This window comes from Candidatus Kurthia intestinigallinarum, from assembly GCF_003991225.1.
Lineage (GTDB): Bacteria > Bacillota > Bacilli > Bacillales_A > Planococcaceae > Kurthia > Kurthia populi.
Map to the genome: position 1 here is coordinate 87,528 of NZ_JTFC01000042.1, position 16,706 is coordinate 104,233.

General features: G+C 40.8%; 15 protein-coding genes. 9 read left to right on the plus strand and 6 right to left on the minus strand.

The window, feature by feature from the left end; translation table 11 throughout:
- Both QI30_RS16930 and QI30_RS16935 read left to right on the plus strand, forming a co-directional pair.
- The gene (locus tag QI30_RS16930; RefSeq protein WP_126991760.1) at window positions 1–1,200 is read left to right on the plus strand and encodes a M20 family metallopeptidase; all 1,200 of its coding nucleotides are present in this window, start codon (window positions 1–3) and stop codon (window positions 1,198–1,200) included.
- A 215-nt stretch (window positions 1,201–1,415) separates the two neighbouring features.
- Complete coding sequence (locus tag QI30_RS16935; RefSeq protein ID WP_126991761.1) at window positions 1,416–1,802, plus strand: hypothetical protein; 387 nt, start codon at window positions 1,416–1,418, stop codon at window positions 1,800–1,802.
- Between the two features lie 43 nt (window positions 1,803–1,845).
- Here QI30_RS16935 and QI30_RS16940 read toward each other — a convergent pair whose 3' ends face one another.
- Window positions 1,846–3,540 carry a methyl-accepting chemotaxis protein gene (locus QI30_RS16940; protein WP_126991762.1) on the minus strand — a complete coding sequence of 565 codons (1,695 nt, stop codon included), beginning with the start codon at window positions 3,538–3,540 and terminating at the stop codon, window positions 1,846–1,848.
- A 195-nt stretch (window positions 3,541–3,735) separates the two neighbouring features.
- On the opposite strand from QI30_RS16940, the gene QI30_RS16945 reads away from it, so the two are divergent.
- On the plus strand, window positions 3,736–4,299 hold the full coding sequence (locus QI30_RS16945) for a YdcF family protein (RefSeq protein ID WP_126991763.1): 564 nt from the start codon (window positions 3,736–3,738) through the stop codon (window positions 4,297–4,299).
- A gap of 122 nt (window positions 4,300–4,421) precedes the next feature.
- On the opposite strand, the gene brnQ is transcribed toward QI30_RS16945, so the two are convergent.
- The gene (brnQ, locus tag QI30_RS16950) at window positions 4,422–5,765 is read right to left on the minus strand and encodes a branched-chain amino acid transport system II carrier protein (RefSeq protein WP_255411585.1); all 1,344 of its coding nucleotides are present in this window, start codon (window positions 5,763–5,765) and stop codon (window positions 4,422–4,424) included.
- A 594-nt stretch (window positions 5,766–6,359) separates the two neighbouring features.
- Between brnQ and QI30_RS16955 the strand changes: the two genes are divergently transcribed.
- Complete coding sequence (locus tag QI30_RS16955) at window positions 6,360–6,599, plus strand: hypothetical protein (protein ID WP_126991765.1); 240 nt, start codon at window positions 6,360–6,362, stop codon at window positions 6,597–6,599.
- 78 nt (window positions 6,600–6,677) lie between these two features.
- Here QI30_RS16955 and QI30_RS16960 read toward each other — a convergent pair whose 3' ends face one another.
- Complete coding sequence (locus QI30_RS16960) at window positions 6,678–10,262, minus strand: right-handed parallel beta-helix repeat-containing protein (protein ID WP_126991766.1); 3,585 nt, start codon at window positions 10,260–10,262, stop codon at window positions 6,678–6,680.
- 128 nt (window positions 10,263–10,390) lie between these two features.
- Here QI30_RS16960 and aac(6') point away from each other — a divergent pair, with 128 nt between their 5' ends.
- From aac(6') to QI30_RS16975, 3 genes are all read left to right on the plus strand, one after another.
- Window positions 10,391–10,828: an aminoglycoside 6'-N-acetyltransferase gene (gene aac(6') / locus QI30_RS16965; protein ID WP_126991767.1), complete on the plus strand. Its 438-nt coding sequence runs from the start codon at window positions 10,391–10,393 to the stop codon at window positions 10,826–10,828.
- Between the two features lie 655 nt (window positions 10,829–11,483).
- A complete protein-coding gene (locus QI30_RS16970) occupies window positions 11,484–11,948 on the plus strand; it encodes a DUF6985 domain-containing protein (protein ID WP_126991768.1) in 465 nt (154 codons plus the stop codon).
- Entirely contained in the window at window positions 11,945–12,556 is a 612-nt protein-coding gene (locus QI30_RS16975) for a DUF2247 family protein (protein WP_126991769.1), read from the plus strand. The genes QI30_RS16970 and QI30_RS16975 overlap by 4 nt, the downstream gene beginning before the upstream one ends.
- A gap of 133 nt (window positions 12,557–12,689) precedes the next feature.
- Here the strand turns inward: QI30_RS16975 and QI30_RS16980 are convergent, their stop codons facing one another.
- Complete coding sequence (locus QI30_RS16980; RefSeq protein WP_186439541.1) at window positions 12,690–13,865, minus strand: aminotransferase; 1,176 nt, start codon at window positions 13,863–13,865, stop codon at window positions 12,690–12,692.
- Window positions 13,865–14,365: an Lrp/AsnC family transcriptional regulator gene (locus tag QI30_RS16985; protein WP_126991770.1), complete on the minus strand. Its 501-nt coding sequence runs from the start codon at window positions 14,363–14,365 to the stop codon at window positions 13,865–13,867. Before QI30_RS16985 ends, QI30_RS16980 begins: the two co-directional genes overlap by 1 nt.
- A gap of 261 nt (window positions 14,366–14,626) precedes the next feature.
- Here QI30_RS16985 and QI30_RS20850 point away from each other — a divergent pair, with 261 nt between their 5' ends.
- On the plus strand, window positions 14,627–14,776 hold the full coding sequence (locus tag QI30_RS20850; protein ID WP_199754713.1) for a hypothetical protein: 150 nt from the start codon (window positions 14,627–14,629) through the stop codon (window positions 14,774–14,776).
- A 38-nt stretch (window positions 14,777–14,814) separates the two neighbouring features.
- Here QI30_RS20850 and QI30_RS16990 read toward each other — a convergent pair whose 3' ends face one another.
- Complete coding sequence (locus QI30_RS16990) at window positions 14,815–15,681, minus strand: hypothetical protein (protein ID WP_126991771.1); 867 nt, start codon at window positions 15,679–15,681, stop codon at window positions 14,815–14,817.
- 239 nt (window positions 15,682–15,920) lie between these two features.
- Here QI30_RS16990 and QI30_RS16995 point away from each other — a divergent pair, with 239 nt between their 5' ends.
- Window positions 15,921–16,643: a hypothetical protein gene (locus tag QI30_RS16995; RefSeq protein ID WP_126991772.1), complete on the plus strand. Its 723-nt coding sequence runs from the start codon at window positions 15,921–15,923 to the stop codon at window positions 16,641–16,643.
- The last annotated feature ends 63 nt before the right edge of the window (window positions 16,644–16,706 follow it).

The window sequence follows — 16,706 nt, forward strand, 5'->3', positions numbered from 1 at the left end:
ATGCAGACAGTACTCAGTAAGCAACAACGTATTACGCAGTTCATTGATAAACAGCAGGCGCAGTATATTGCCATTAGCAAGGCCATTCACGCGAATCCTGAAATCGGCAACGAGGAATTTTTCGCGAGTGAGCAGCTCGTGACTTTGCTTAAGGAAAATGATTTTGATGTACAGACAGCTGTTGCGGGTCATGAAACATCATTCTATGCAGTAAAGGATAGTGGGAAGCCCGGTCCGACGATTGCGTACTTAGCAGAGTATGATGCACTGCCAGGATTAGGACATGCTTGTGGGCATAATTTAATTGGTGTTATGAGTACAGCGGCCGCGATTGCACTGAGTGAAATAGCGGAGTCAACAGGTGGGAAGGTTGTTGTTCTTGGGACGCCTGCAGAGGAGGGGGGTCCAAATGGTAGTGCGAAGGGAAGTTTTGTAAAGCATGGCTATTTGGAAAAGATTGACCTAGCCCTTATGCTGCACCCATTCGGTATTACGATGCCAACGACAGATTCACTTGCAGTTGACCCGATTGATTTTCATTTTTACGGAAAGTCAGCACATGCGGCCAGTGCACCAGAGGAAGGCATTAATGCATTAGATGCGGTGATTCAGCTTTACAATGGCATCAATGCGCTACGTCAACATGTGGCAGCTGATGTGCGGATTCATGGCATTATTACAAACGGTGGAGACGCACCAAATATTGTGCCAGACTACGCCTCAGCGCGCTTTTATATTCGTGCAAATTCATGGAATCGTACCGCTGAAACGGCTAAAAAGGTCGAAGCGATTGCCGAAGCGGCCGCACTTGCAACAGGTGCGACGGTGAAAATTGAACGCTTCCAAAATGAGGTGAAGGATTTAGTCGTGACACCCGCAGTTGATGCAGTATTAAGTGAGCATTTAGCCGCAGTTGGTGAAAACGTCATATTAGATAGTGGCAAGTCACTCGGTTCAACAGATGCCGGTAATATTAGCTATGAGGTTCCGACAGCACATGGCTATTTGAAAATTGGTGATGAAGCACTTGTGCCGCATACACCAGCCTTTCGTGAAGCGGCAAACTCGGACTATGGCTATGGCGCACTGATTCGCGGTGCAAAGGCATTGGCGCTTACTGGGCTAGACTATCTTGAGCAACCTACATTATTAGCGCAAGCAAAAACAGCACATGCACAGGCATTAGCAGCAAAACAATAACTCACGAATTATGCAGTAGAAATCTAAAAGACACTTTCAATGTATAAATATTGAAAGTGTCTTTTGATGTGTAAAATAGTAAAGAGAATTTTAGCCAACTTTAAGAATACAAGAGGAGCGACTAATCCAAACCTATTAAAAAATTGACAGCATGGTAGAAAAGGAATGAAGACGGGTATAAAAGAACGTAACATAAAAAAGAAAGGGTGTGCAAAATGGGCGGTCCCACAGCAATGTATGCAGTTAGGTGTGACGACAATACATGGATGCAGACGCAAAGAATTTCAATTTTTAATTCGGGCAATACGGCAGAGTTTCGTGCGGAGATTTGTCGGCAGTTACGCGCCAATCGCTATGCGGTGATTCACTATTCGGATGAGCTCGTTATTTTAGTTGATGAGCTCGCAGCTTACAAGGAACATCAACCGATTTGGTCAATTTGTCTACAAAATGGTACGCAAATGGATATTCCCGGAACCCTTTTCTTCTCGCGTACAAGTCCGACAGATCGAGGGGTTCAACTGATTAATATTCGTGCATCGGATATTTTTAATATTCGTTGCTTTGCGAATATTTGTTTTAAAGGATGGACACAAGATTAAAAAGCAGGAGCCACGTCAATCGCGTGATTCCTGCCTTTTTTAATTATTGAATTTTAAAGAAATGCATTTCACGTAATAAGGATTCTGCGCGCTGTGATAGCGATTCCGCGGCGGCGGTTACTTCCTGCATTGAAGCAAGTTGCTCTTCAGACGCAGCGGCTACGCTTTCTGAGTTGCCAGAAGCATCTTGTGATAGCGTCGCAATTTGTTGCATCGCATCGACGATATGCGTTGCTGAGGCAGACATTTGCTGTGCAACGGCTGTAATGTCCATAATTTGACCAGAAATATGGACAACCGCTTCATTAATTTTATTAAAGCCAGTACCGGCTTGTGATACAGCCTTCATACCGGCAGATACATCTTCTGAACCGCGCGACATCGCCACAACCGCTTGTTTTGTATCGGTTTGAATCTCGGCAATTAATTTCGCAATATCATCGGCAGATTGTTTCGATTGCTCTGCAAGGTGACGCACTTCATCTGCAACGACCGCAAAGCCCTTACCATGCTCACCAGCACGAGCCGCTTCAATCGCTGCATTGAGTGCTAGTAAATTTGTTTGATCTGAGATGTCGGTAATGACACTCACAATATCAGCAATCGCCGCCGAACGGTTATTTAATGAGTGAATACGTTGTGCTGTATCATTCGTTGAGGTGCTAATTTGACTCATCTGTGTAATGACCTGCTCGATAGATTGCTGTCCGATTTGCGCGATTTGTGTCGCATTGTCCGATAGCTCCGCAACTGAATGTGTTGCTTCGGCAACGCGGGATACACCAATTGACATTTCTTCTAGTGCACGTTTATTTTCATCAATATATTCCTCTTGCATGCGCGAGCCTGATGCCACCTCTTGAATCGATGAGGTGATTTGTTCGGTTGCTTTTGATGTTTGGTCCGAGCTCGCCATTAATTGCTCAGATGACGACGCCACATGCTCACTACTTTCTGATACCGTTTGAACGAGTCCACGTAAATTTTCGACCATTTGATTAAAGGCTGTCGTTAAAGCACCCACCTCATCTTTTGAACGGATATCAAGTGTAGCTACAGTTAAATCACCATTTGCGACACGCTGCGTTGCTTCTGTGACGCGCTTGATAGGCTCACTCATAATGCGTGCAAAAATCATACTTGCAAGCATTGCTGCAATGATTGCAATTGCTGTTAAAATAATCATAAAAATAAATACTTGTGACGTATGCTTGTTATTTAGCTCATTTTGCTTCTCCATATCCTCCGCTACTTTTGTTGCATATGTTTGCGCAGTTTTCATCATTTCTTGCCCAACAGGGTAGACCTTCATTTGCCAATAATTAATCGCTTCTTTTTCTGTACCACCATTTTTCACTAATGTATTCATGTCATCGAATTGCGTTTTAAAATCATTATTTAATGCTAATAAATGGTTCATCGTATCTTTGTCTTGCTGCTTAGTAATAAGTTGTTGCGACGTATGTAGACGTGTATCAATTTCATCTTTTGCCTTATTAAATTCTTCCTCATTTTTAAGTGCTGTTGATACAATCAAGCCACGCACGGATAATGACTGCTTCACAGATTCACTAACGACAACCTGCATATTATTGCGGACTTGCCCTTCGTTATCAATTAGTTTTGAATACGAATCCGTTGTTGAGTGTAAGGAGTAAATGGAATAACCAATCAATGCGCCAAACGCGATTGTAATACTTAATAACACAGTTAAAATCTTTGCTTTAATGCTTTTCATACAAACCCTCCATTCTTTTTTTGAAAATTCAATTTATTATATATGAATAAAAAGAATCAGTCTATAGCAATCTTTATAATGGGTATTTTATTCTATTTTATCTATTTAATGATGACTTAGTATCCGCTTTTTTTAACGCTAGGGAGCAACCTATTATGAAAAAATACGTACTATGAAGAAAAGGTAGGGGATTTGATGAAAAAATGGATTATTGGTCTACTTGTGGTCGTAGTCAGTATCGTAGGAGTGCTATTTGCCTGTGTCATGAGTGGTGCTAAAACGACAGCTAACGGACAAGCGAATTATATGATTATTTTAGGGGCCAAGGTGAAGGCGAGCGGAGAACCTTCATTAGCATTGAAGGAGCGCTTAGATGCGGCGGTACCTTATTTGAAAAAATATCCGCATGTGAATGTCATCGTCTCTGGTGGTAAAGGAGCCGATGAGCCGCAGTCAGAGGCAGTAGTAATGGCCAATTATTTAATCGCACATGGAATTGAGGCGACGCGTATTGTCAAAGAAGATGAGTCGATGTCAACGACAGAAAATCTGCGCTACTCAAAAAAATTATTACCAAAAAATGAGACAGCGATTACGCTCGTTTCCAACGATTTTCATTTGTATCGTGCCGGCTATTTAGCGAAAAAAGAGGGCTTAACGGCCGATAGAGTGGCGGCAAAAACGCCTGAGTCCGTTACCGTACAACTGCATATTCGCGAAATGGCCGCTGTCGCAAAAACATGGGTAGTAGGTGAATAAGGAGAAATCGCTAACAATAGCGATTTTTTTGTACAACGAAAAACCGGAACCACGCCATAGCGCGATTCCGGTTTTTTTAATGCTCGATAGGAGACACGTATGTCAAGGCTTCCAATACGTGCTTATGCTTTTTTAAAAAGTGTGTAGACGTAGCCAAGTAATGCGCCGACGAAAGCCGGAACAATCCAGCCAAGTCCTAAGCTATAAAATGGCAGGAATTCGGCATAAAATGCGACGATGCTATCAAGGAAGTCGAGTTGTGCTGCTTTTACATTCGGAATTAATGCCGTATAGGCATCCATAATACTGATGAAGAATGTAAAGAACATTGCGGTCGCAAATACGGCACGACGCGCTTTAAATAATGGTGCACAAAGCGCTAAAAGAATTAATACAATGGCAAGTGGATATAAGAACATTAATACCGGTACAGAGTACGTAATGATATTATTTAAACCAAAGTTGGCAATTGTAAATGATACGGCACATAAAATGAAGACGTACCATTTATAGCTAATGCGCGGGAATACTTCATGGAAAAACTCACTACATGATGTGATTAAGCCGATACTTGTTTTTAAACAAGCAAGCACGATGATGATGGCGAGTAAAATGGCGCCAAATGAGCCGAAGTAATGATCTGCCACTGCTGCAAAAATAAGTGCCCCATTTTCAAATGAGCCGATTGTGCCAACACTCATTGCACCCATATACGTAATGAAGCCATAAATGATACTCATTAGAAGAATGGCGAAAAGACCTGCTTTCCATGTTGTGTTAGCAATGGCTTTTTTATCGGTAATGCCTTGTTGCTTAATCGCATTGATGACAACGATACCAAAGGCTAGTGACGCAAGCGCATCAAGCGTGTTATAGCCTTCTTTGAAGCCGCTAATAAAGGCATGGTCGATATAATCACCTACAGCACCTTGAAATGAGCTCATCGGCTTAATTACACTAATAATAATTAATACGAATAAGAAAATTAAAAAGGCCGGTGTTAAATATTTACCGATATAATCCATGATTTTTGCGGGATTTAATGAGAAATAATAAACGATTGCAAAAAAGATGAAGCTAAATAATGCTAGAAATAATGTCAGATGTTCTGGTGCGATAAACGGCTCAAAACCAACTGTAAAAGGTACAGTCGCAGTACGAGGAATCGCAAAGAATGGACCGATTGTTAAATAAAGCGCAACAGAGAATACAAGCCCAAATATTGGGTGTACGCGACTACCAAGGTCACGCAGACCATTACTACCTGTTAGGCCAATTGCTAAAATACCGAGTAATGGTAGTCCCGTTGCGGTCACGAGGAAACCGATTAATGCCGGCCAAAAGTTTTCGCCGGCCATTTGTCCAAGCTGAATAGGGAAGATTAAGTTCCCAGCACCGAAAAATAGCCCAAATAACATCGTGCCAATTAGTGCGTAGGTTGAAAATGAAACATTGTTTTTACTCAAAAGAGTGCCCTTCTTTCTATAAAAGATTAGATACATACAAAGCGAGATAGATAACAGAAGGTAAGGTATGTCCTAAAATAATAAAAAGGAATCGCTACAATACGCAATTCCTTTGGACATAATATGTCTAATTTGCCTCGTCAACAGCACTATAACATTGAAAGAATACATCAACTCGTTCAATAGCACTTCAATAACGTACAATCATACGCATTCCTTTTAACGGTAGACAGCCGGATACGCTTACTGAAATTCAGCGAATCTTCTCGGAGAGGATTTTCAATCAAATCGGTACACTGCCTTTCACCATTTCAGCAGTTCTCTGTGCTACCTATCGGATGTACTCGTTCTCGTCAATGAATTTGTATGCTCTATGTTGTGAATTATCGTAACAAACTGATAATTCTATGTCAATAGTCATTTTATGTCTTTGAGAAAAAATAATAGGTCCAAAATCCTGCAAATTATTTTTAGGAAAAAATAGTGAGTAATAAGACCTTTTATTATAAAAAATATTTATTTAATAATGCTTATATAGTAAATTAGTATCAGATAAAAAATACTATAATCGACTTGAGAAGAAGGAGTATGAAAATGATGAAAAAATGGGTATTTACATTATGTGGCGTGGCTCTTGTGACAGCTACACCATTGACAACAAGCGCAGCAACTGTGGAAGATCAAGCAGTCGTTGTTGAAACAAAAACAGAAAAAGTGACATGGAAACCGATGAGTGATAACGCTATTGCCAAAACGGATGAGGTAGCGATTACACCGGATAAACCGGCTACAACGAAAAAGACGACGAAGAAAAAATCGTCAAAGAAAAAATAACCCTTTCTCTTAAGTCGTGGCTATATAAATAAAAAGTAGGTAGCGCAATGAGCGATACCTACTTTTTTTAATACATTATTATTCTTTTGATTCCCAAAGCATTAAATCATCTTCGGTAATCAGTGTTTTATCGACTAGTGGATCTGCTTGTTTCGCAAAGCGGTAATCGGTATTTTGAATCGCTTTTTGGACGATATTACGTACAAGGCCCGCATTGCCAAATGTTTCATCGCGGTATTCATACGCATTCATTAAATAAAATGAGAGCGCGCGTAAAGCCTGCTCGGAATAATGATAGCCAGATTGCTGTGCCATTTGCGTCGCAATAGTTAGCAACTGTTCCGGTGTGTAATCAGGGAAGTTTAGCCAATCACGGAAGCGGCGCTGTAACCCTTCATTTTGATTAATAAATTGGGTCATTTTTTCGGGGTAACCGGCGATAATAACGACCATTTCATCGCGGTATTGCTCTAAATAGTTTAGTAATGTATCGACGACGCGCTTGCCGACGTCTTCATTGCCATATTGAGCGAGCTGATAGGCTTCATCAATAAATAACACACCATGGCGCGCTCGCTGAATATAATGTTGCGTGAAGCGCTCGATATCACCGACATGTGGCCCGACGAGCATATCACGTGTTACTTCAACTAATTCACCACGTTCCACAATACCGAGTGCCTCATAAATTTTCGCGATAATGCGTGCGACGACTGTTTTCCCAGTGCCAGGATGTCCTGTTAATACAAAATTCGTCGTTAAATGCTCGACACCTTTGTGCTCATCACGGTAGTAACGTGTCAGCTCAATTAGCTTAGTAACGGATTGCTTCACATTGTCTAGCCCAACGAGTGTGTATAATTCATCGAGTGCCTCTTGTAGCATGTCCTCTTGAATAGGAACGGTGAAATCGCGCTTTTGCGGGCTTGCCACAACGGTTTTTACATCATCAATCGTAATCGTTGAGAGCAGCTCCTTCGTCCATAATGTACGATCGATGTCCATACAACGTAGCTTTTGAGCAGTCACCATTTTTGCGACATCATTACGAACAGTCCGAGCATTGGCAAAATAGCTATCTTTTTTACGCCATAAGCGAATAAATTCCTTTAGTAGCGCCTCTTTTGCACGCGCATCAAGCGTTCGTTTTTGCTGCGTTAGCATATTATCAGCAATCTGTACCATTTCTTCCGGTGTATAATCTTCAAAATGGAAAAACTGTGTAAAACGACTTTCAAAGCCTGGATTGCTTTTTAAAAAATGCTGCATTTCTTCAGGATAACCCGCCGCAATAACGACAAATTCCCCGCGATGTTTTTCCATTGCTTCCAATAGCACTTCAATTGCTTCAGAACCAAAATCCTTTGAGCTATGACGGTTTGATAGCGCGTAGGCTTCATCAATGAATAAAATACCACCCATCGCCTCATCGATTTTCTCCTGCGTTTTTGGTGCCGTTTGCCCGATATAAGGACCAACTAATTGCTCGCGATTTACTTGCACAACATGCCCTTTTTCGAGTAAGCCAAGCTCCTTATACAGCTTGGCTAAAATATGGGCAAAAGTTGTTTTCCCTGTCCCGGGGTTACCATATAATACCGTGTGACTTGCAATTGTTTGAATCGGGTCATCAAAGCCAAGCTCTGCCACTTCGGCATTAAACTGCGAAATACGTACAAGATCATGGAGCGATTTTTTGATTTTTGGTAAGCCCACTAATGCATCTAACTCTTTTAAAGCACTAATTTCCTGTGTTTTTGGGGTGCTAATTTTAAAGCGTACAGGGCCTGTAGAGGCAACCGTTTCACTTTCTTTTAAATAGTTACCGCGCGTATTGCCAGCGTAATCTGGCGTAATGAGTTGCACCGCTGTGGCGTCTTTTTTTTCGTATACCCCATACTGCTTATTATGCTCGAAGCGGCTATCTGTCACCGTTGCACTCGCATTTGAGTGAATGTAGAGACCATTACGCTCCGCATATTCTAAAATACTGCCGGTCATTTGTAGTGCTGCCATGCTCGCTACATAAATATTGTCATAGCCACTCGTCCGAATTGTCGTATGTTGTAAAATACTATTGCTATTTTCCTTTAAGATGACGCCGTATTCTTTCGCATCGCTTAAACGGCTATTTGCGAGCGTCAAATCGCTATCATCGAGTGAAATATTGCTATAGCCATTGAGCGCAATATCACAATTATCAATCGTTGCAACACTGCCTTCCTTTAGCCACACACCATGTTCAGTATTACGTTCAATCGTTGAATTTTTGATATGTAGCGTTGATTGACTACCGCCAACACCAGGATAACGACATTCGGAAACTTTACAATCATCCATCTCGATTGTGGCTTGCTCACGTGCCCACACACCATTTTGATTGGCCTTTGTTAGCGTACAGCGCGTCATCGTTAGGCGACTACTTTTTTCCACAATTAAATGCGAAGCCTCCTGATTATTGAACTGACAATCGTGGATATTCGCTATTGCGCGGTCCTTTAACCACACACCGCTTTGTAAGCTATCAAACAAATCGCATGTCTCCATTTCAATTTCGCTCGTCTCCACACCGACTGCCGGGTATTTATTACGGAATAGTTTTGACTGCTTGAGCGTTACTTTACTATTATCTGATATCCATAGCCCATTTTTAGCGGAATCATGCAATGTACAATCAATGATACTGCCATCACTATTAATAAAGCATACATTTGAGCCTGCATTATCATTGAAATCACAGCCTGTCACATGCGCAATCGAACGCTTGGAAATATATAGCCCATCTGATGCGGAATGGTCAATGCGACAATCCTGTAAATTAATCATGGAATCAGCAAGCTCGATATTGGCATAAATATTATGCCCAATCGTACAATCAAGCACCTGAGCCTTCGATTGATCTTTCATCCAAATGCCACATTGATTGGAATTTAGTAGCTGTGTCTGTTCAATAAAAAGTTGACTATGCGCGATGCTAATATTTGGCTTGGCATTATTGGATAATTCGCTTCGTGTAATGCTAATCACACTTTGATTTAGTGCCCATAGGCCGGCACCATCCTGACTATTTTTCGAGATGCTATCAGATAATGTGGTTTTGGTGCCGTCTACTTTAATGTTCGATTCGGCGGAGCGTAATACTTTCGAGTGATGCACTAATAGCTCACCATCAATTGTTGAAATGCCAAGCTTTTTACAGTCTAAAATCGTGCTATGTTCAACTGTGACAGCTGCATGCTGACTATAAAGCCCAATGGTCGCACCATGAATGGTCGTACTTTGAATGATCGTTTGCGCCTTCGTAAAAATACCGTAGTCCCCACCACGGATTTGACATTGCAAAAATGTCGTAGGTGCAAAAATGTCAAGAGCGTTAGCTGCAGTAGGTTCAAACGTACAATTTGCAAAATACGGCGTGCCTTGTTCGACTGTCACAGTGGAATGGAAATGTATATTTTCAAAGCGCACATTGGCCTGTACGCGAATCGGTTGTTTAAAAATAGTTGCTTGTCCGCGGACACGGATGTTTTTCGCAATAGTTACTGGTTCTTGAAATTGTCCTGTAATGTCGATGGTATCGCCATCTACCGCTACTTCTAGTGCAGCGGCAATGGTTTTGTAGGGAGAAAAAGATTCTGTTGATACGATTAATGTTTGTCCCACCGTTGCTCACCTCATGTTCTTCAAATAGGTCTAATCTTTCTATACCCCAACTTAATTTTAACGAAAACATGGTTGCCTTTTTCATATAGGGGAAACAGGTAGTATATCCAAACGAGGGAGGAAGTAAAATGATTCGTCAAGCAGAAAAAAATGAGGCCATGCGGGTCGCCGAGCTTGCTTTACTACTATGGCCAAACAATGATTTAGCAGCATTTACAAAGGAATTTAAAACATGGATTGAGGATGACGAGGCATTGATTTTACTCGCGCTAGATCAAGATTATGCAGTTGGCTTTGCTCAGTGTCAGCTGCGTCATGAGTATGTGGAGGGCACCGATTCATCTCCTGTTGGTTATTTAGAGGGACTATATGTTAAGCAAGCGTACCGCATGAAAGGCATCGCGAATGAACTCGTGAAGAGCTGTGAGCTTTGGGCTAAGGATAAAAAATGTCGCGAGTTTGCGAGTGATTGTGAGTTATCAAATGATGCCAGCATTAGAATGCATAAAAAGCTAGGTTTTACTGAGGCCAATCGTATCGTATGTTTTACAAAGACGCTGTGTTAACTGACGATGAACAGAAAAATGACTCATATGAAATCGTTTAGGCGCTCAGGAAGCGGGTTTTGACTACAACATAATTAAAAATAAGTGCCAAAATCCAGCTATTTTCATACGAAAAAATAAGCAATTACTAAATAACGTGTAAAAAGCTGTCAATGAAAATTTTTATTTACGATTTTTTATCAAATGATCATTATTTTTAAGTAATGCAAAATACGGATTTTAACCGATAAAGAGCTAAAACGAGGCTGTTTTGGTGCTCTGCCGGGTGCTTTTGTGCTCGAAAATCAAGATGGAAACAAAAATGATGTCATTTATTTAACGCCCACGAAAATGCGCCATTATAAAGCACTGACAGCGAAGAAAGGGGGGCTTATAAATGCCCGAAATCGCATAAAATGGGTCGAAAATCGTCCTCTATGGGGTGTTTTTCGCCCGTTTTTAATTGCTTGAATGGACAAAAGTTAGTAATTATCGCCAAACATTTACTATTTATTTTTGATAAAATAGAATGTAGGCAAATAAATACGATTTTTATAGCGCTATTTTCTTAGAAATGACGCATATTTAAAATTAAGTCGTATCTAAAACACGCTATCTGAGGTAATCAGTTAGTTGTGATTGTTTATTTCAAAATAAACCAAAGGGGATACATAGAATGATTAAAAATATTAGAGACTATGATGGTGAATTCGAAGCAGATGCGTATATCAATTTATTTGAAAAAGAGATTGAAATTCATTTTGAAAGCGAAGAGGATATTGCCTATGCAGAACTGTGTGTGGCGCATTTCAATACACTGAGCGAAGAACAGATTACACAAATTTGTGAGGCAGCTATTCGTTATTGCAATGAGTTTTTAGAAGAGATTGATGAGGAGCCACAAATTTTTGCAACGCCGCGCGATGTATTAAAAGAAATCACACCACGTGGTATGCAAATTACACAGCCAGCAGATCGTAGTGTACCGATTATTGATTTAGAATTAGATTGTAGTTGGGAAGAGGAGCATGGTATGCAGTGGGTTATTCGAGGCGATAAGGTGCTATATGTAGGTGCCTATGAGGGTGTAGATCCCGAGGGAGACTGCGGTGCAGGGGAAGATTGGAATTATATCGTATGACAAATGAACAATTATTATTTTCAGATGAATTATTCGTCATGCCAGAAAATCCGCTATCCTTAGCGATGTCGTACGAATTTTTAATGGAGCATATTACACTAGACTGGGATAGGCTTTATTTTGGTTTGAAAAGTGCGTATATTCCACTAGATTATGCCGTGAAAAAGGCGCTAGAAGAAGTGTCTAGTGGCGCACAGTCAGATACAGTGCTCGCACTTGCCTCTATTTTTAAGGGCGAGGATGCATTAGCAGCACAATACGTAGAGGATTTAGTGGCGGAGCACGTCATTTCACGTGCGCTACTAACGGATGAAACGCATATGCTACGCTGTAAAAATCAATTTCTATATGTAGCAATGCTTTGGCTATATGAAAACCGCGATGACTATAATCAATCAATAAATTTTGAAAAACCCTTTCAGTCGTTTGAGTACAATGTAAAGGTCTATGACGTATTATATGATTTTAAATTGTCTTCGCTTGTGGCAGAGGAATTTTACCGTTTCACGATTACGTATCAAGTGACAGCGGACAATAAAAAAGGCTATCTCACCGCGTGGGAGCAGTTTTTAAGCGAACAAAAATTAATCGCAACACAAAGAGGCTGAGACATACGTGTAAAAAAACAACTGCTCCTATAAGCATAAAAAAACCGGAATCGCGCTGTGGCGCGGTTCCGGTTTTTCGTTGCGAACGCTAAAAAAGGAACATGACGTATTTTGTCACAGTCTCTTTCATGCATTATTTTTCTAATGATTCGACGAAGCGTTTAATACGTGTTACCGCTTCTTGTAGATTTTCAAGTGATGAAGCATATGAGCAGCGAATATGTCCCTCGCCACTTTCTCCGAATACATCACCAGGTACAACGGCTACTTTTTCCTGTTGTAATAACTGCTCAGCAAACTCCTGCGAGCTAAGTCCTGTTGATTTAATTGACGGGAAGGCATAGAATGCACCGCCAGGATTATGACAGCTAAGGCCCATTTCATTAAAGGATTCGACGATAAAGTTACGACGACGACGGTAGCTTTTGACCATCATGTCGACTTCGGGGCGACCGTTACGTAGAGCTTCAATGGCCGCATACTGTGCCATAGTCGATGCACACATTAATTGATATTGGAATACTTTTAGCATTGCCTCTGAAATTTCCTGTGGTGCACAAACAAAGCCTAAGCGCCAGCCAGTCATCGCAAAGCCTTTTGAGAAGCCATTGATTAAAATCGTACGCTCGCGCATATCATTGATTGCCGCAAAGCTCGTATAGTTTTCGTCATAAGCAAGCTCCGCATAAATTTCATCCGAAATCACGAGTAAGTCATGCTTGATGGCATATGTGGCAATGCCTTCTAAATCAGCTTTTGATAGCATCGTACCGGTCGGGTTATTTGGTGAACAAATCATAATCGCTTTTGTACGTTCAGTTGTCACCGCTTCTAATTGCTCCGGTAAAATTTTGAAGTCATTTTCCTGTAAAGCCTGTACCGTCACCGCAGTCCCGCCTGCAAGCTCGACAGTCGGTACATAGGATACGAAGCAAGGCTCAACAACAATTACTTCATCACCCGGATCTAAAATCGTGCGCATCGCAATATCGATGGCAGAGCTTGCGCCAACGGTTACGATGACTTCATGTTCTGGATCGTATGTAACATCAAATTCATTATACATATACTGTGCAATTTCTTGACGTAGTTCAAGAAGTCCCGCATTTGGCGTATAGGCAGTGAATCCTTGTTCGAGTGATCGGATGGCTTCTTCACGTACATGCCATGGTGTCACAAAATCGGGCTCACCAACACCAAGTGAAATAACACCCTCCATTCCTGCTGCTAAGTCGAAAAATTTACGAATACCAGATGGCTTCAGCTCGCTCACCATTTTGGAAACATAGCTTTTTCTAGATGTAATCATTATGGAGACACCACGATTCGTTTATCTTGATTGCCAGCCTCTAAAACTGTGCCATCGTGCTTGTATTTCTTTAAAATGAAATGCGTTGTTGTTGAGATGACGGAATCAAGTGTTGATAATTTTTGTGACACGAAGTTTGCGACCTCATTCATTGATTTGCCTTCAACGATAACGGATAAATCGTAGGCACCTGACATCAAGTAGACAGATTGCACTTTGTCGAAGCGGTAAATGCGCTCTGCAATATCATCAAAGCCAACACCTTGTTTTGGTGTTACTTTGACATCGATCATTGCGCGTACACCTGGGTGCTCTTCAATTTTTGTCCAGTCAACAAGGGATAAATAGCGTACAATAATTTTTTGATCTTCTAATTTTTTGACAGCAGCTTCAGTTTCTTCTAATGTATACCCGACCATTTTAGCTACATTCGCTAAATCCATACGAGCGTCTTTTTCTAAGATTTCAACAATTTCGATTTCTTGTGCTGTAAGTTTCATAAATTGCCCTCCAATGATGATGAGAAAAGGTGCTCTCATCCATAATATCCGAATTTTTACATAAACTATTTGAATTATCACATAATTCGAATGTATCTATTTTACAATAGACAACGTATAAAAGAAACGCTGTATTACAACAAAATGTTGCGAATTCGTGGAAAATGATATGAAAACAGAAAAATTACGGGCGAAAGGCTAGAACTTGTAGTGCGCGTTGCTGTTTCATCTGTGTTACAATCGCATATGAGGTGAGGCGTTATGCGCTGTGGAACGAAGCGATTTACGATTGAATATGAACAGGATGGAAAGCGTCAAACGACCGAAGTACAGGCACGCACGATGGCAGAGGCACGTAAACAAGTGCGAATGATATGTGGCGGCAAGGTCATTCAAGTTAAAACAACGTAAAAAAGAGGAGGGATCCTATTAGGGTCCTTCTTCTTTTGTTATAAAATATTTTTAGCCATCACAATAACGGCAAATAAATAAAAGCCACAATACATAATAATCGCGTAAAAGTAATGCATACTGAGCTTATGATAGCGATGCTCATACCAAATATAAACGGCGATGTGAAGCGTAATCAGGCAAAGGAAAATTGCTGCATTAAACATTGTCGCAGCCGAAATATACGCTAAAAAGATAATGGCTCCCACAACGAGAATGACGATTGACCAAAGTGGCGTTTTCAGGAGTGTGCGTTTTGGAATATCTAGACGATGACGTAACCATGCGGATACACCAGCATTTAAAAGAATTAAGACAAATAAGGCGACAAAAAATAGATTGGGTGTTTGCGGGAAGAAAATATCATATAATTGCTGTTCTTGTGCTGTATTCGCAAAATCATAATAGTGTTTTTTGTCGACATCGTATAATACGGCATGAGGCTCCGCTAATAATAGCTGATAGCGTTTTTGCTCTTTTTTGTCATTCATCATAATGAAGTCCATCCAGGCCTCGCTACGTGATGGGGCGCTTGTTGTTGTCGCATTTGCTACAGCCTCGTTCACCTGTTTAAGCGTTTTGGTGTCGGTGATTTTTTGGTTCGTAAAATAAAAAATAGACGGCTTCGCTAAAAATTGATCATTAGGTGCGTTGACATGAGCTGCTGAATAAATCGTCGTCGCAGTAATTTTGTCAGCTGTTGTGGTTTTTGCTGTCCATTGTGGCACGTAAGTCATAGATAGAATCGGTACTAAGGCAATTGCCACAAACGCAACGAGATAGACGATTTTCTCTGTTTTTAAAAAATAAAATATGGCCACAAGAGAAGCAAGGCCAATAATAAGAACAATCAGTAATTCAATCATATATCGAAAAAATCCCCTTTCTATTCCATAGTATGATGATAATTAACAATAAGTTCAAATAATTTTTTGACGCTTTTTGGGAAAGTGCGTTTTGCCAGTAGACATCATAGCTTAGAAGGTACACATTTTTGTTGTAAATTATCTAGGTTAATTGGCTGCTTTTAGGCCTTCGGTTTTAAGTCCTTCAAATACGAGAATAATACTACTACAACTATTTTTAGCGAAAGGGGCTAGTAACGATGAGAATCAGTGTAACCGAGGCAGCGAAAGCTTTAAAGTTAACGACTGAGCAAGTGATTGAGCGATGTGAAGACGAGCGCTTATTTGCAATTCAGGAAAATGGCATCTGGATTCTCGATAGTGATTATTTAGCAGAAACCTTTCCTGCAGAGGTGTGGGTATTTCCAGATCCTACACTCGGACCGGTAGCAATCTTTATTGCCAGCGAGGAAATTCGTTTATTTTATAAAATGCATCAAACGAGGGAGAGCTATTTTGACGAGCATTATGACACCTTAAAAAAAGAGTATCATATAGAGCAGGAGCCGTTTACAATGGCAGATGTCGTGTGGGAGGACATCGAAAAATATCCGGATATGGTGGATGTCGCCTATTATAGTAAAGAATTTTGCGAGGAGCAGCATTTAGAGTTTACCGAGCGCTATCCACGGATGTATCGGGGCTATCCGATTGAGACACCGGACTTTGTCGATTTATTTTTAGAAGAGGAAATGATGACGACCGAAAGCTTTGTGCTGAGTGAGAATTTTATCGGCTTTGAAAAAGGCTATCGCCTGTACCGTGTGTTAAAATACGGGGATTCTTTTATGCCAGGGTTATTTATGGAAATAGCATTTGAACAGCAGGGCCTGCGTGAAGTGACGTTACTTGGCACGAAGCAGCAAATAATTGATAACTACAAATTAACAACAGAGCAGGCGAATGAACTGGAAGATTTGTAGGAAACAATATCATTGTATAACGGCATATAACATCGTATGATAAGGATATTGTTTAACGAAAAG

Excerpts from the sequence above, each read along its gene's own strand:
- QI30_RS16940 (WP_126991762.1), bottom strand. The coding sequence starts at position 3,540 with ATGAAAAGCATTAAAGCAAAGATTTTAACTGTGTTATTAAGTATTACA.
- QI30_RS16930 (WP_126991760.1), top strand. The coding sequence starts at position 1 with ATGCAGACAGTACTCAGTAAGCAACAACGTATTACGCAGTTCATTGAT.
- QI30_RS16995 (WP_126991772.1), top strand. The coding sequence starts at position 15,921 with ATGAGAATCAGTGTAACCGAGGCAGCGAAAGCTTTAAAGTTAACGACT.
- QI30_RS16985 (WP_126991770.1), bottom strand. The coding sequence starts at position 14,365 with ATGAAACTTACAGCACAAGAAATCGAAATTGTTGAAATCTTAGAAAAA.
- QI30_RS16955 (WP_126991765.1), top strand. The coding sequence starts at position 6,360 with ATGATGAAAAAATGGGTATTTACATTATGTGGCGTGGCTCTTGTGACA.
- QI30_RS16980 (WP_186439541.1), bottom strand. The coding sequence starts at position 13,865 with ATGATTACATCTAGAAAAAGCTATGTTTCCAAAATGGTGAGCGAGCTG.
- QI30_RS16945 (WP_126991763.1), top strand. The coding sequence starts at position 3,736 with ATGAAAAAATGGATTATTGGTCTACTTGTGGTCGTAGTCAGTATCGTA.
- QI30_RS16935 (WP_126991761.1), top strand. The coding sequence starts at position 1,416 with ATGGGCGGTCCCACAGCAATGTATGCAGTTAGGTGTGACGACAATACA.
- QI30_RS20850 (WP_199754713.1), top strand. The coding sequence starts at position 14,627 with ATGCGCTGTGGAACGAAGCGATTTACGATTGAATATGAACAGGATGGA.
- QI30_RS16990 (WP_126991771.1), bottom strand. The coding sequence starts at position 15,681 with ATGATTGAATTACTGATTGTTCTTATTATTGGCCTTGCTTCTCTTGTG.
- QI30_RS16975 (WP_126991769.1), top strand. The coding sequence starts at position 11,945 with ATGACAAATGAACAATTATTATTTTCAGATGAATTATTCGTCATGCCA.
- QI30_RS16970 (WP_126991768.1), top strand. The coding sequence starts at position 11,484 with ATGATTAAAAATATTAGAGACTATGATGGTGAATTCGAAGCAGATGCG.